Origin of the sequence: Streptomyces sp. NPDC001634, from assembly GCF_040298185.1 — a bacterium.
Lineage (GTDB): Bacteria > Actinomycetota > Actinomycetes > Streptomycetales > Streptomycetaceae > Streptomyces.
On the sequence record NZ_JBEOZU010000020.1, the window covers coordinates 16,634 to 30,188 of the forward strand.

The 13,555-nt window shown below is 71.1% G+C and carries 12 protein-coding genes; 2 read left to right on the plus strand and 10 right to left on the minus strand.

Annotation, left to right across the window (positions count from 1 at the left end; translation table 11 throughout):
* Positions 1-165: 165 nt before the first annotated feature.
* From ABT186_RS15460 to ABT186_RS15505, 10 genes are read right to left on the minus strand one after another with little or no spacing between them, the layout of a single operon-like run.
* The gene (locus ABT186_RS15460) at positions 166-1,665 is read right to left on the minus strand and encodes an NADH-quinone oxidoreductase subunit N (RefSeq protein WP_351226736.1); all 1,500 of its coding nucleotides are present in this window, start codon (positions 1,663-1,665) and stop codon (positions 166-168) included.
* Complete coding sequence (locus tag ABT186_RS15465; protein WP_351226734.1) at positions 1,662-3,236, minus strand: NADH-quinone oxidoreductase subunit M; 1,575 nt, start codon at positions 3,234-3,236, stop codon at positions 1,662-1,664. Before ABT186_RS15465 ends, ABT186_RS15460 begins: the two co-directional genes overlap by 4 nt.
* Positions 3,237-3,242: 6 nt before the next feature.
* Entirely contained in the window at positions 3,243-5,270 is a 2,028-nt protein-coding gene (locus tag ABT186_RS15470; RefSeq protein ID WP_351925394.1) for an NADH-quinone oxidoreductase subunit 5 family protein, read from the minus strand.
* Positions 5,267-5,632, minus strand: a complete 366-nt coding sequence (gene nuoK / locus ABT186_RS15475; protein WP_351226730.1) for an NADH-quinone oxidoreductase subunit NuoK — start codon at positions 5,630-5,632, stop codon at positions 5,267-5,269. Before nuoK ends, ABT186_RS15470 begins: the two co-directional genes overlap by 4 nt.
* Entirely contained in the window at positions 5,632-6,264 is a 633-nt protein-coding gene (locus ABT186_RS15480) for an NADH-quinone oxidoreductase subunit J family protein (RefSeq protein ID WP_351226728.1), read from the minus strand. Before ABT186_RS15480 ends, nuoK begins: the two co-directional genes overlap by 1 nt.
* Positions 6,261-6,821 (minus strand): NuoI/complex I 23 kDa subunit family protein, encoded by a 561-nt coding sequence (locus tag ABT186_RS15485; RefSeq protein WP_351226726.1) that lies wholly within the window; start codon positions 6,819-6,821, stop codon positions 6,261-6,263. Before ABT186_RS15485 ends, ABT186_RS15480 begins: the two co-directional genes overlap by 4 nt.
* A 2-nt stretch (positions 6,822-6,823) precedes the next feature.
* Positions 6,824-7,792: a complex I subunit 1/NuoH family protein gene (locus ABT186_RS15490; RefSeq protein WP_351226724.1), complete on the minus strand. Its 969-nt coding sequence runs from the start codon at positions 7,790-7,792 to the stop codon at positions 6,824-6,826.
* The gene (locus ABT186_RS15495) at positions 7,789-9,042 is read right to left on the minus strand and encodes an NADH-quinone oxidoreductase subunit C (protein WP_351925396.1); all 1,254 of its coding nucleotides are present in this window, start codon (positions 9,040-9,042) and stop codon (positions 7,789-7,791) included. Before ABT186_RS15495 ends, ABT186_RS15490 begins: the two co-directional genes overlap by 4 nt.
* Positions 9,039-9,704, minus strand: a complete 666-nt coding sequence (locus ABT186_RS15500; protein ID WP_351925398.1) for an NADH-quinone oxidoreductase subunit B — start codon at positions 9,702-9,704, stop codon at positions 9,039-9,041. The genes ABT186_RS15495 and ABT186_RS15500 overlap by 4 nt, the downstream gene beginning before the upstream one ends.
* On the minus strand, positions 9,695-10,135 hold the full coding sequence (locus ABT186_RS15505) for an NADH-quinone oxidoreductase subunit A (RefSeq protein ID WP_502973209.1): 441 nt from the start codon (positions 10,133-10,135) through the stop codon (positions 9,695-9,697). Before ABT186_RS15505 ends, ABT186_RS15500 begins: the two co-directional genes overlap by 10 nt.
* Positions 10,136-10,397: 262 nt before the next feature.
* Between ABT186_RS15505 and ABT186_RS15510 the strand changes: the two genes are divergently transcribed.
* On the plus strand, positions 10,398-11,627 hold the full coding sequence (locus ABT186_RS15510) for a sensor histidine kinase (RefSeq protein ID WP_351925400.1): 1,230 nt from the start codon (positions 10,398-10,400) through the stop codon (positions 11,625-11,627).
* A gap of 266 nt (positions 11,628-11,893) precedes the next feature.
* On the plus strand, positions 11,894-13,243 hold the full coding sequence (locus ABT186_RS15515) for a sensor histidine kinase (RefSeq protein WP_351925402.1): 1,350 nt from the start codon (positions 11,894-11,896) through the stop codon (positions 13,241-13,243).
* Positions 13,244-13,555 lie beyond the last annotated feature (312 nt).

The window sequence follows — 13,555 nt, forward strand, 5'->3', positions numbered from 1 at the left end:
TGCTGTTGACTCCACTTCTCAGTGGACCCTCCCGCACTGGTCAACGCCAGGCGGGGAGCGCAAGTTCCCTTGTGCGCGCACTGGAGCCGGTGGGCCGTCCGGGTGAGGCAGCAGCACCCTGCACGCGCGTGCCGCTTTCGTGGCCGGCGCGCGTGCAGGCGTCCGTCAGAAGAGACCGGTGGCGGAGAAGCGGAGCACCAGCTCGGGCGCTCCGGACAGGGTGATGCCCAGGACGGCGGTCAGCGCGATGGCAGCCGTGAGCGGGGCCGGGACCGGGTGCTTCTCGGGTGCGCCCTCGGGGGCGCGGAAGAGCAGTGTCGTCCACTGGAGGTAGTAGAAGAGCGCGATCACCACGTTGACTGCCATCACCACGGCGAGCCAGCCGAGGCCCGCGTCGACGGCCGCGGAGAAGACGGTGACCTTCGCGAAGAGGCCGATGATGCCCGGTGGGAGGCCGGCCAGGCAGAGCAGGAAGAATGCCAGGAGCAGAGCGGCCAGGGGGTTGGACGCGTACAGGCCGCGGTAGTCGGAGATGCGGTTCAGGGCCCTTGTACGGCCCACGAGGGCGGCCACTCCGAAGGCGCCGAGGTTCACTGCCGCGTACATGAGGGCGTACGCCACGGTGGATCCGATCGACTTCTGGGCGTCCTTGGAGTAGGCGGCCGCGGCGATCGGCACCAGGAGGTAGCCGGCCTGGCCGACGGAGGACCAGGCGAGCAGGCGTACGGCGCTGTACGCGCGCGTGGCCTGCTGCCGGAGCGCGCCGACGTTGCCGACGGTCATGGTCAGGGCTGCCAGCGCGGCGAGTGCCGGGCCCCAGACGTCGGAGTACGACGGGAGGGCGACGACGGTGACGAGGATCAGGCCGGAGAAGCCGACCGCCTTGCCGACGACCGACAGGTAGGCGGCGACCGGCAGGGGCGCTCCCACGTAGGTGTCGGGCACCCAGAAGTGGAACGGGACGGCGGCCGTCTTGAAGGCGAAGCCCACGAGAGTGAGGACGACACCCGTCTGGGCGAGCGTGTGGAGCCGGCCGTCGACGTGCTGGATGCGGCCGGCGATCTGGGTGAGGTACAGGGTGCCCGTGGACGCGTACACGAAGCTGATGCCCATGAGGCTGACTGCGGTCGCGGTGACGGACGACAGGAAGAACTTCAGGGCCGCTTCGGAGGACTTCTTGTCGCCGTGCCGGATGCCGACGAGGGCGAACGCGGGCAGGGAGGCGACCTCCAGGGCCACGATGAGGGTTGCCAGATCGCGGGAGGCGGGCAGGAGGGCGGCGCCGGCCGCGGAGGACAGCAGCAGGAACCAGAACTCCCCTTCGGGGAGTTCCTTCCTGGCGTCCTTCAGGGCGGTGACCGACAGCAGGGCTGCGAGGAGGGCGCCGACGAGGACGAGGAACTGGATGACGAGCGTGAAACGGTCCGCCGTGTAGCTGCACACGTGCGGGGCGCCCGTCAGGCAGAAGGTGGCACGGTCGCCGTCCAGGAGAGGCAGCAGCATGAGCGTCGCGACGGCCAGCCCCGCGATGGAGACCCAGCCGAGGAGGGCTTTGCTCCGCTCGCCGACGAAGAGGTCGGCGACGAGGACGACGAGTCCGACGACCGCCGCGATGGTGGGCGGCGCGATGGCCAGCCAGTCGACGGACTGGACGAGGGAGCTCATCGGGTGCCTCCTGCGAGGAGCTGCTGCACGGCCGGGTCGGTCAGACCGAGGAGGGCCTTCGGCCAGAGGCCGGCGACGACGGTGAGGGCGACGAGCGGCGTCCAGGCCGCGAATTCGTACGTGTGGACGTCGGCGAGCTTCGGGGCCTCCTGCGGAACGGCGCCCATGCACACGCGGCGGACCACGGCGAGCATGTACGCGGCGGTGAGCAGGGTGCCGAACGCGGCGATCGCCATGAAGGTCAGGAACGCGGGGCGGCTGAGGTCGGCGGCGGGCTTGAACGCGCCGAACAGCGCCAGCATTTCGCCCCAGAACCCGGCCAGGCCCGGCAGCCCGAGGGAGGCGACGGCGCCGAAGGCGAGCAGGCCGCCGAGGCGGGGGGCCTTGCCGTACAGGGCCGCGCCGGTCTCCTCGGCAAGGGTGTCGAGATCGGTCGTGCCCGTGCGGTCCTTCAGCGCGCCGACCAGGAAGAAGAGAAGGCCGGTGATGAGGCCGTGGGCGATGTTGGCGAACAGCGCGCCGTTCACGCCGGTCGGGGTCATGGTCGCGATGCCGAGCAGGACGAATCCCATGTGGCCGACCGAGGAGTAGGCGATGAGCCGTTTGAGGTCGCCCTTCGTACCCCGCTTGGCGAGGGCGAGGCAGGCGAGGGATCCGTAGATGATCCCGACGACGGCGAAGGCGGCGAGGTAGGGCGCGAAGGTGTGGAACCCGGCGGGGGCGATCGGCAGGAGGATTCGGACGAACCCGTACGTACCCATCTTCAGCAGGACACCGGCCAGCAGGACCGAGCCGACGGTCGGCGCGGAGGTGTGGGCGTCGGGCAGCCAGCTGTGCAGCGGCCACATCGGCGCCTTGACCGCGAGCCCGATCCCGATCGCCAAAACGGCGATGACCTGCACGGATGTGGTGAGCGACCGGCCGTTGTCAGTGGCGAGTGCCACCATGTCGAACGTGCCCGCCTTGATTCCGATCAGCAGCAGGCCGAGCAGCATGACGACGGAGCCGAGCAGTGTGAAGAGGATGAACCTCCACGCGGCCTGGGTCCGCCCCTCACCGCCCCAGCGGGCGATGAGGAAGTACATCGGGATGAGGACCATCTCGAACGCGAGGAAGAACAGCAGCAGGTCGAGGACGGCGAAGGTTGCGAGGGTGCCGGACTCGAGGACGAGCAGCAGGGCGACGAAGGCCTTCGGGGACGGGCCCGCGGGCAGCTTGAAGTACGAGTAGAGCGCGCAGAGGAAGGTCAGCAGCGCGGTCAGGACCAGAAGGGGGAGGGAGATGCCGTCGATGCCGAGGTGGATCCGCACGTCGAGTGCGGGGATCCAGCTGATGTCGGTCGTGGCCTGCATCTTCGATGGGTGGTCGTGGTCGAAGCCGAGCGCGAGGACGATCGCCGCGATGAGCACAGCGCCGGTGACCGTCACGCCGTGCCGCAGCACGGCCTGCTCGGGCGACTTCCCCTTCAGCCCGGGCGGGGCCGGCAGGAGGGCGGCGAGCGCGCCGATGAGCGGCGCGACGACGATGAATGCCAGAAGGAACTGCATCACGGACTCGCTGATATCGATCACGCCTGCTCACGCTCCCGTGGCGACGAGGAGGGCGGCCACCACCAGGACGACGGTGCCGGCGAGCAACGCGCTCACATAGGTCTGCACATTGCCCGTCTGGGCGCGCCGTACGGCGGCCCCGAGCAGGCGGGGTAGGGCGCCGGCGCCGCGTACATAGGTCTCGACGACCTCGCGGTCCAGGAACCGGACGAGACTCGCTCCGGCCAGGACCGGGCGGACGAAGAGCGCGTCGTACACGGCGTCCAGGTGGAAGCCGACGGCGGCGTGGCGGTGCAGCGGACCGAGCAGGAGGCGGGCCGGGTCCGCCGGGTCGGGGGCGTAGGCCACGTCGCCGTATGCGGGCGCATGGCTCGCGATGGCCTCGGCCTCCACCAGGCCGGCGTCCGCCTCGGGGTGGGCCGCGACCGCACCGTGGGGGTGCCCCTGCTCGAGCGAAGCCGAGAGTGGGGGAGGTACGCGGGCCGCGAGCGCTGTGGTGTGCCGCCAGGCGCCGTACGTCACGAGTCCGCCGACCAGGGCCAGGCCCGTGCCCAGGACGGAAGTGGTGAGCGTCGGGGTCAGGTCGCTGCCGTCGAACCAGTCGGGCAGTACGCGGTAGGTGAGCCCGAACGCGAGCGACGGCAAGGCGAGCACCCACAGCACGGCATTCATGACCAGGGGCTGTCTGCCGTGATCGGGGGCCTCGGCTCCGTGACCACGGAAGGCGAGCAGCCATAGGCGAGTCGCGTACGCGGCGGTGAGCAGGGCCGTGACCAGGCCGAAGACGAGGACGATCCAGCCCGCTGCGCCGGGGGCGTGTTCGGTGTGGCCGGTGGCGACGTGCTCGGCGGCGCCGAGGACGGACTCCTTGGAGAAGAAGCCGGCGAACGGCGGGATCGCGGCGAGCGCGAGGAGCGCCACGGTCATCGTCCAGTAGGCGTCGGGGACGCGGGCCCGCAGGTCCTTCATACGGGACATGGCGGCCAGCGAGTTGGTGCCGGCGGCGTGGATGATCACGCCGGCGGCGAGGAACAGCAGCGCCTTGAAGGCGCCGTGCGACAGGAGGTGGAAGACGGCGGCATCACGCTCGCCGACGGCGAGGGCGCCGGTCATGTAGCCGAGTTGGCCGATCGTCGAGTACGCGAGGACGCGCTTGATGTCGTCCTGGGCGAGCGCGGCGAGCGCCGAGCCGGCCATCGTGACGGCGGCCATGACGGCGAGGACCACCATCGCGGCCGAGGAGGCCTCGAAGACCGGAAGGAGACGGGCGATGAAGTAGACACCAGCGGCGACCATCGTCGCGGCGTGGATCAGCGCGGAGACGGGCGTGGGGCCCGCCATCGCGTCGGGGAGCCAGGTGTGCAGCGGGAACTGCGCCGACTTGCCCGCCACGCCGGCCAGGAGAAGCAGGGCGATCAGGGTCGGGTGGTGCAGTCCGCCGCTCGCGACGGTGCCGAGGACCTTCGTGATGCGGAAGGACCCGGCGTCGGTGCCGAGCGCGAACAGTCCGATGAGGAAGGGGACGTCGCCGAGCTTGGTGACGAGGAAGGCCTTGATGGAGGCGGCGCGGGCCTCCGGGGTCTCCCAGTAGTGGCCGACCAGGAAGTAGGAGCAGATGCCCATGACTTCCCAGCCGACCAGCAGCACGATCAGGTCGCCCGAGTAGACGACCAGGAGCATGGCGGAGGTGAACAGGGAGATGAGAGCGGCGTACGAGGGGTAGCGCGGGTCGTCCCGGAGGTAGCCCGTCGAGTAGATCTGCACACAGGAGGCGACGACGCCGACGAGGATGGCGACGAGGGCGGCGAAGCCGTCGATGTGCAGGGCGAGTTCGATCGGGACCGAGCCGGTGGGCGTGAGCTCGGTGGCGGAGTCGATGGCCCGGCCGCCGCCCTGGCGCGCGGCGACCAGCACGGCCAGCACCAGCGAGGTGAGGGTCGGCAGGACGGCGAGCGGGCGGACGAAGCCGGGGGCCGTGCGGCCGAGCAGCAGGCCGGCCGCGGCTCCCAGGAACGGAAGGAGGGGGACGAGGACGGCGAAGGTGGTCGTGGTCACGCGGTGGCCTCAGCCTTCTCAGCCGCGGGGGTGTCGCCTTCGTGGCCTTCGGCGGCGTCACGGAGTCGGTCGATGTCCGAAGTGCCGCGATTGCGGTAGACGGCGAGGACGATCGCCAGGCCGATGCCGATCTCGGCGGCGGCGATGGCAATGGTGAACAGGGTCAGCGCCTGGCCGGAGTGCAGCGTCTCGCGGGCGGCCCTGCTCAGCCAGACGTCGAAGGCGACGAGGTTGAGGTTGACGGCGTTGAGCATCAGCTCGACCGACATCAGGACGAGGATCGCGTTGCGGCGGGCGAGGACGCCGTACAGGCCCGTGCAGAAGAGGAGGGCGGAGAGTACGGCGGGGTAGGCGAGGTGCATCAGCGGACACCTTCCTGCTCGCTCCGGGTCCCCGGGGCTGCCGGGGCGCTCGCGCTGGTGGTCGCCGCGTCGGCCTTCGCCTTGCGGGAGAGGACGATCGCGCCGACCAGGGCGGCGAGGAGGAGGACGGAGAGGGCCTCGAAGGGGAGGACCCAGTTCTGGAAGAGGCTTGCGCCGGTGACCTTGGTGGAGCCGGAGGCGGCGCCGCCGAGGTCGATCCAGGTGGTACGGAAGGCGTCGACGACCACCCAGACCAGGGCGGCCGCGGCGGCGACAGCCACGGTGAGGGCGGCCCAGCGGTTGCCGGAGTCGGCGTCCGGGGAGCGGCCGATGGGGGCCTTGGTGAGCATCAGACCGAACAGGAGGAGAACGACGACGGAACCGACGTAGATGAGGACCTGCACCCAGGCGATGAACTCGGCAGTGAGCAGGAGGTACTCGACGGCGAGGCCGCCGAGGGTCATCACGAGCCACAGGGCGGCGTGCACCAGCTGCCTGGTGGTGACGGTGACGAGCGCGGCACCGAAGGTGACCAGGCCGACGAGGAGGAAGGCGATCTCGACGCCGGTCGGGGAGAGGAAGCCGTGTGTTCCGGCGGCAGCCGTGGTCAGCGCGGCGGAGGCGGGGCTCACGACTCTCCCTCCAGTGGCTCGGTCGGCTCGGCCTGCGCGGCCGCCAGTTTCTCGGCGGTCTTGCGGGCGGCGGCGATCTCCTTCGGTTCTTCGGCGCCGGGGTCGAGGGCGGGCGGGGCCGGCACGGTCCACATCCACTCGCGGAGCTTGTCGCGCTCGTGGGTGAGGTCGCGGATGTCGGTCTCGGCGTACTCGAACTCCGGGGACCAGAACAGGGCGTCGAAGGGGCAGACCTCGATGCAGATGCCGCAGTACATGCAGAGGGAGAAGTCGATGGCGAAGCGGTCGAGGACGTTGCGGCTGCGCTCGCGCCCGCCGGGGGCGGCGGGCGGCACCGTCTCCTTGTGGGAGTCGATGTAGATGCACCAGTCCGGGCACTCCCGGGCGCACAGCATGCAGACCGTGCAGTTCTCCTCGAAGAGGCCGATGACACCGCGGGTGCGGGGCGGGAGGGCGGGCAGGGCGTCCGGGTACTGCTCGGTGACGGACTTCTTCGTCATCGTGCGGAGGGTGACGGCCAAGCCCTTGGCGAGGCCGGAGCCAGGAATGGGGGGCATGGTTAGGAGATCACCACCTTGACGATGCCGGTGAGGGCGATCTGAGCGAGGGAGAGAGGGACGAGGAGAGTCCAGGAGAGCTTCTGGAGCTGGTCCTCGCGCAGGCGGGGGTAGGTGACGCGCAGCCAGATGACGACGAAGGCGAGGACCGCGGTCTTCAGGAGCGTCCACAGCCAGCCGAGGCCCTCGGCGCCCCAGGGTCCGTGCCAGCCGCCCAGGAAGAGGACGGTGGTCAGGCCGCACAGGACGATGATCCCGGCGTACTCGGCGAGCAGGAACAGGGCGAAGCGCAGGCCGGTGTACTCGGTGTACGCGCCGAAGATGATCTCGGAGTCGGCGACGGGCATGTCGAAGGGCGGGCGCTGCAGTTCGGCGAGGCCGGCGACGAAGAAGACGATCGCGCCGACGATCTGCCAGGGCAGCCACCACCAGCGGAACGCGTCGACGATGCCGGGCAGCGAGACGGTGCCCGCCGCCATGGCCACCGAGGCGGCGGCGAGCAGCATCGGGAGTTCGTAGGCAAGGAGCTGAGCGGCGGTACGGAGGCCGCCGAGGAGGGAGAACTTGTTGGCGGAGGCCCAGCCGGCCATGAGGGAGCCGAGTACGCCGACGCCCATGACGGCCAGGACGAAGAAGATGCCCGCGTCGACGATCTGGCCGACGGCGCCCTGGCTCGGGCCGATCGGGATGGCGAGGAGGACGAGGAGGTACGGGAGGAGCGCAACGGCCGGGGCCATCTGGAAGATGCGGCGGTCCGCGCCCGCCGGGACGACATCCTCCTTCTGCGCGAACTTCACCCCGTCGGCGACGAGTTGGGCCCAGCCGTGGAAGCCGCCGGCGTACATCGGGCCGAGGCGGCCCTGCATATGGGCCATGACCTTGTGTTCGGTCTGGCCGATGATCAGGGGGAAGGTGAGGAAGACGACGAACACGACGAGGAGTCGCAGGCCGACGTCGAGAGCGCCGTTCACCGCGTGCCTCCGGAGGGGTCGTCGGGGGTGGGGGTTTCGTCAGGGTTCGGGGATTTGGGGGGTTGGGTGCGGCCAGGGTGGGCTGCGCCGTCTGCGCCGTCGGCCTTGGTCTCGCCGACGGCCTCACCCTGGGGCTTGGACTCGGGTCCTGCCTCCGGCTTCGGCTCAGGCCCTACCTCCGGCTTGGACTCGGACCCTGCCTCCGGCTTCGGCTCGGGCCCTGCCTCCGGCTTCGGCTCGGGCCCTGCCTCGGGCTCCGTTGCGGGCTCCGCCTTCGCTGATGGCTCGGGAGCGGGCTCGGGCTCGTCGAAGGCCGGGCGGGCGTGGTGCCAGGGGGCGTCCGAGGTGCGCGGAGCGACGGACGGCTTGGGGGCCGTGTCCTCGGTTGCCGAGGCGCCCGCCCGTTGCGAGGCGGAGCCTTCGGACGCGCTGCGCGCACGACGGGGGCCGGCCGGAGCCGCAGTCTCAGCCGCGGCCTCAGCGCCGCCCTCCGCACCACGCTGCGACGCGGAGCCCTCGGACGCGCTGCGCGCTCGGCGCTGTGGAACCGGGGTCTCCGTCGCCTCGGACCCGGCCGGGGTCTGGCTTGCCGAGCCCTCCGCCGTCGTACGGGTGCGGCGTACCGGGCGGTCGCCCGCCGTGCGGCCCGCGGCTCGGGCCGGGCGGGCGGGAGCCGGGGGAAGCTGGCCCTTCAACGGGCCCCACTCGTTCGGGTCGGGGACGCCCGGCGGCAGCATCTGCCGGCGCTTGGGGCCGCCGTGCTCGGACTCGCCCGGTTCCTTCGCACCCGGCCAGGCCTTGGCGACCCGGGCCGCCAGGACGAAGTCCTTGCGCAGGGGGTGGCCCTCGAAGCCCTCGGGCAGGAGCAGGTGGTCCAGTGCCGGGTGGCCCTCGAAGGTGACGCCGAACATTTCGTGGGTCTCACGTTCGTGCCAGGCGGCGCCCGCGTAGATCTCCACTGCGGAGGGGAGGGCGGGGGCGTCGTGCGGGACCGTCGTGCGGACGAGAAGGCGGCGGACCGCGGACAGGGCCACCACGTGGGCCGAGATGCGCATGCCCGTGCCCGGTTCGTCGACGGCGCTCAGCCAGTCGAAGTACGTGCAGCCCAGGTCGTCGCGCGCAACCCGCAGCGCCGCGGTCCAGCCTGTCGGCGGCACGTCGACCGTCAGGACGTCGTACGACTCCTCGGCCGTGGCCTCGGGGCCGAAGAGGTCCTCGGCGGATGCGGGCAGCCAGCCGACCGCGGTCATCGCCCCACCCCCGAGCCGGAACCCGCCTCCGGACCCGCACCCGCACCCGCACCCGGCACGGAACCCGCGACCACGGGCGGCGGCTGGACAAGCCCGCTCTGCAGGGCGGCGGTGGACGGGCGCGAGGAGCCGTAGCGCTCTCCGAGGGACTCGCGCGCGATCTTCTCCTGGAGCTTGAGGATGCCCTGGAGCAGCGCCTCGGGGCGCGGGGGGCAGCCGGGGACGTACACGTCCACCGGAATGATCTGGTCGACGCCCTTCGTGACGGAGTAGGAGTCCCAGTACGGGCCGCCGCAGTTCGAGCACGCGCCGAAGGAGATGACGTACTTCGGCTCGGGCATCTGCTCGTACAGGCGTTTGACGGCGGGGGCCATCTTGTCCGTGACCGTGCCGGAGACGACCATCAGGTCGGCCTGACGCGGGCCGGGCGCGAACGGGATCACGCCGAGGCGGATGAAGTCGTGCCGGGCCATCGACGCGGCGATGAATTCGATCGCGCAGCAGGCGAGCCCGAAGTTGAAGACCCACAGCGAGTAGCGGCGGCCCCAGTTCAGGACCACCTTCATCGGTTCGGGGGCCAGACGGGCGAGCGCACCGAGCCGCTTCGGCTCCGGCAGAAGCACCGGCTCGGGAGCCGACGGAGTCGAGGGGTTCACGTCCATGTCAGGACGCCCTTCTTGTATGCGTACAGCAGTCCCACGGCCAGGAAGCCGAGGAAGACGAACATCTCCACGAGCGTGGTCGCGCCGTAACGGGGATCGGCGAAGACCGTCGCCCACGGGAAGAGGAAGATCGAGTCGACCGCGAAGATCACGTACAGGAACGCATAGACGTAGTAGCGGACCTGTGTGTGGGCCCAGCCCTCGCCGACGGGATCGACGCCGCACTCGTATGTCAGGAGTTTCTCGGGGGTGGGCACGACGGGGCGCAGCAGGCGGCCCGCGCCGAAGGCGACGGCGACGAAGAGCACGCCGACGACGGCGAGCAGCCCGACGACGGAGTAGGACTGGAAGTAGCCCGCTGCCACGACGTTCCCGGCACCCCCGGTGCTCCCGGTTTCCGCCACGACGGCGACGGCGGTCGGATCCGGCACGTCAGCCCCTCGCTCCCTGACCTCGTGACCCTGGTGAACCTTGTGTTCGACGATCTGTACGCACGGGAGTCTAGGCCCTGCTAAAGAGAGCGTAAGCAGCCTGTCCACAGAGAGCGTAAGCAGCCTGTCCACGCCTGGAGGTGTCCGGGGAGGGTGGGGTTTCCCTCAGGGGACCTCGGCGGCCCGCCTCATGGTGTCGAGGAGCGCCGCACGGCAGGCTGGCGGACATGACCGAACGAGGCCGACAGATTTGCCGACAGATATGACCGAACCCATCACCAGCCTCAGGGCCCGGAACGGCCGGCATCACGGGTCCCCGCGCTTCACCCTGGACGACGAGCACCCGCCGCCCCTGCGCTTCGCCCTGGACGGCTGTACCTGGCGCGAGATCACACATCTCCTGGCGAATCTGCCGATGTCGCTGGTCGGGTTCACCTACGTCGTGACGGTGCTGTTCACGGGTGCCGGGCTGACGATGACCGTGATCGGTTTCCCGCTGCTCGCTGCCGGGCTTCTGGGCGCGCGGCAGCTGGGCAAGCTGGAGCGGTTGCGGGCCAGGGCGCTGCTCGGGGTGCGGGTGGAGGAGCCGACTCCGCTGCCGTTGCGCAAGGGCGGCGGGGTGTTCCAGCGGCTGTGGTTGGCGCTGAAGGACCCGGTGGGCTGGCGGACGGTCCTGTACGACTTCGTCCGGCTGCCCTGGGGGATCCTGACGTTCACGGTGACGCTGGTGTCGCTGTTCGTCCTGTGGCCGGTGCTGCCGTTCATCGCGCGCGGGCTGACCAACGTGGACCGGGCGATGGTCCGCTGGCTGCTGTCCCCCTCCGACGAGCTCGAGCGGCGTATCGCCGAGCTGGAGTCCGACCGCGGGGTGGTCGTGGACACGGCCGCGGCCGATCTGCGGCGCATCGAGCGCGATCTGCACGACGGGGCGCAGGCCCGGTTGGTGAACCTCGCGATGGGGCTCGGACTGGCCAAGGAGAAGCTGCTCGAGGACCCCGACTCGGCGGCGGCGATGGTCGAGGAGGCGCACGGTGAGGTGAAGCTGGCGCTGCAGGAGCTGCGGGACCTCGCGCGGGGTATCCATCCGGCGGTCCTCACGGACCGCGGCCTGGACGCCGCACTGTCGGCGGTGGCCACGCGGTGCACCGTGCCGGTGAGGGTGACCGTGGATCTGGACGCGAGACCGGCCGCGGCGATCGAGGGCATCGCCTACTTCACGGTCTCCGAACTGCTGCAGAACATCAGCAAGCACAGCGGCGCGAAGTCCGCCTCCGTCGACGTGTGGAGGACGGACGAACGGCTGCTCATGCAGGTATGGGACGACGGCCGCGGCGGCGCCCGCCTGGACGGCGGCACCGGCATGGCGGGGCTCGCGGACCGGCTGGACGCGGTCGACGGCCTGTTCGTCATCGACTCGCCGGTGGGCGGCCCGACGACGATCACGGCGGAGCTGCCGTGGCGGGACCGGGGGGACGAGGCGCGGCGGAGGTAGCGCTTCGCGAAGAGGGGGCATGGGGGTAGATCCGGGTGTTCGGGGAGTGGGGGTAGATCCGGGTGTTCGGGGAGTGGGGGTAGATCCGGGTGTTCGGGAGGTGGGGAAAACCCCCGGTTCAAGACGCCGACCCGCTCCATGGCCCGGCGGGCACGGGGACAGCAGGGTGGAGTTACGAACCGGCGAACCGGCCGAGCGGGCCGACCGCGCCGGGGTGGAGGAGCCGACCGCGCCGGGTCGGCCGACGAGGAGAACGGACGACGCCGATGGCCACGCAGTACGGGCAGAGGTACGGAGACTGCGGCGGCCCTGGATCCCAGGGCGCCGGGGGGCGGCCGCACCGGCTTCCGGTCGCGCTGCGGGCGCCGATCGAGGGGCGCAGCTGGGCCGAGTTCTGCTATCTGGTGCTGAGCCTGCCGATCGGGATCATGACGTTCACGTACAGCGTCACGATGTTCTCGATCGGGGCCGGGCTACTGGTGACGTTCCTGGGGATCCCGGTGCTCGCGGTGGCCCTCGCGGGGTGCCGCGGGTTCGGGGCCCTGGAGCGGGCACGGGCGCGGGGGCTGCTGGGGCTGGAGGTGGCCGACCCGGAGCCGCTGCCGATGAAGCGGCGCGGGCCGATGGCGTGGATCGGGGCGATGCTCAAGAGCGGGACGTCCTGGCGGCACATGCTCTACACGGTGCTGCAGTTCCCGTGGGCCGTGTTCTCGTTCGTCGTGGGGGTGACCCTGTGGACCTGCGGATGGGCGCTGCTGACGTATCCGCTGTGGTTCTGGGTGTTTCCGATGTACGTCGGGCAGGGCGGGCTTCAGCTCTATGCCGACGAGACGCATCACGTGTACCTCGACAACCCGTTCGAAATCACGGTGACGGCGCTGGTGGGACTGCTGTTCACGCTGGCCACGCCGTGGATCGTCCGGGGGCTGACCACGGTGGACCGGCTGCTGGTGCACGGCCTGCTCGGTCCGTCGCGGCTGGCGACGCGGGTGGTCGAGCTGGAGTCGGACCGGGGCGTGGTGGTCGACACGGCTGCGGCGGATCTGCGGCGCATCGAGCGGGATCTGCACGACGGGGCACAGGCCCGGCTGGTGGCGTTGGCCATGGATCTGGGGCTGGCGAAGGAGAAGCTGGCGGAGGATCCGCGCGCGGCCGCACGGATGGTGGACGAGGCGCACGGCGAGGTGAAGACGGCGCTGCAGGAGCTGCGGGACCTGGCGCGCGGCATCCATCCGGCGGTCCTCACCGACCGCGGTCTGGACGCCGCACTGTCGGCGGTGGCGTCGCGGTGCACCGTGCCGGTGCAGGTGGAGGTGGATCTGCCGTCGCGGCCGGCGCCGGCGATCGAGGGGATCGCGTACTTCACGGTCTCGGAGCTGCTGCAGAACATCAGCAAGCACGCGCGGGCCTCGCGGGCCACGGTGGATGTGTGGCGCGTGGATGACCGACTGCTGCTCCAGGTCGTGGACGACGGAGCGGGCGGCGCGGATGCCTCGGGCGGATCGGGGCTGGCCGGGCTGGCGGGGCGGCTCGATGCGGTGGACGGGATCCTGGTGGTGGATTCACCGGCCGGGGGGCCCACGCGGATCACTGCGGAATTGCCGTGGCGGGCGTGAGCACGTGATGAACGCCAACGCCGGATGAACGCCAAGGACTGAGCCTCCCCACCCCGGAACCGACCTCCTCCGCCCCCTCCCGGGCCCCGAACGACCTCCTCCGCCCCCGTCCCAGGCCCCGAACGACCTCCTCCGCCCCCGTCCCAGGCCCCGAACGACCTCCTCCGCCCCCGTCCCAGGCCCCGAACGACCTCCTCCGCCCCCTCGCCCGCCCCGAATAGCCTCCCCCGCCCCCCTCCCGGGCCCCGAACGACCTCCCCCACCCCCTCGCCGCCCCGAACGACCTCCCCCACTCCCGTCTCCGCCCGAGCT

Coding starts and splice junctions, on each gene's coding strand:
- ABT186_RS15460 (WP_351226736.1), bottom strand. CDS start 1,665: ATGAGCTCCCTCGTCCAGTCCGTCGACTGGCTGGCCATCGCGCCGCCC.
- nuoK (WP_351226730.1), bottom strand. CDS start 5,632: ATGCACCTCGCCTACCCCGCCGTACTCTCCGCCCTCCTCTTCTGCACG.
- ABT186_RS15485 (WP_351226726.1), bottom strand. CDS start 6,821: ATGCCCCCCATTCCTGGCTCCGGCCTCGCCAAGGGCTTGGCCGTCACC.
- ABT186_RS15495 (WP_351925396.1), bottom strand. CDS start 9,042: ATGACCGCGGTCGGCTGGCTGCCCGCATCCGCCGAGGACCTCTTCGGC.
- ABT186_RS15500 (WP_351925398.1), bottom strand. CDS start 9,704: ATGGACGTGAACCCCTCGACTCCGTCGGCTCCCGAGCCGGTGCTTCTG.
- ABT186_RS15510 (WP_351925400.1), top strand. CDS start 10,398: ATGACCGAACCCATCACCAGCCTCAGGGCCCGGAACGGCCGGCATCAC.
- ABT186_RS15515 (WP_351925402.1), top strand. CDS start 11,894: ATGGCCACGCAGTACGGGCAGAGGTACGGAGACTGCGGCGGCCCTGGA.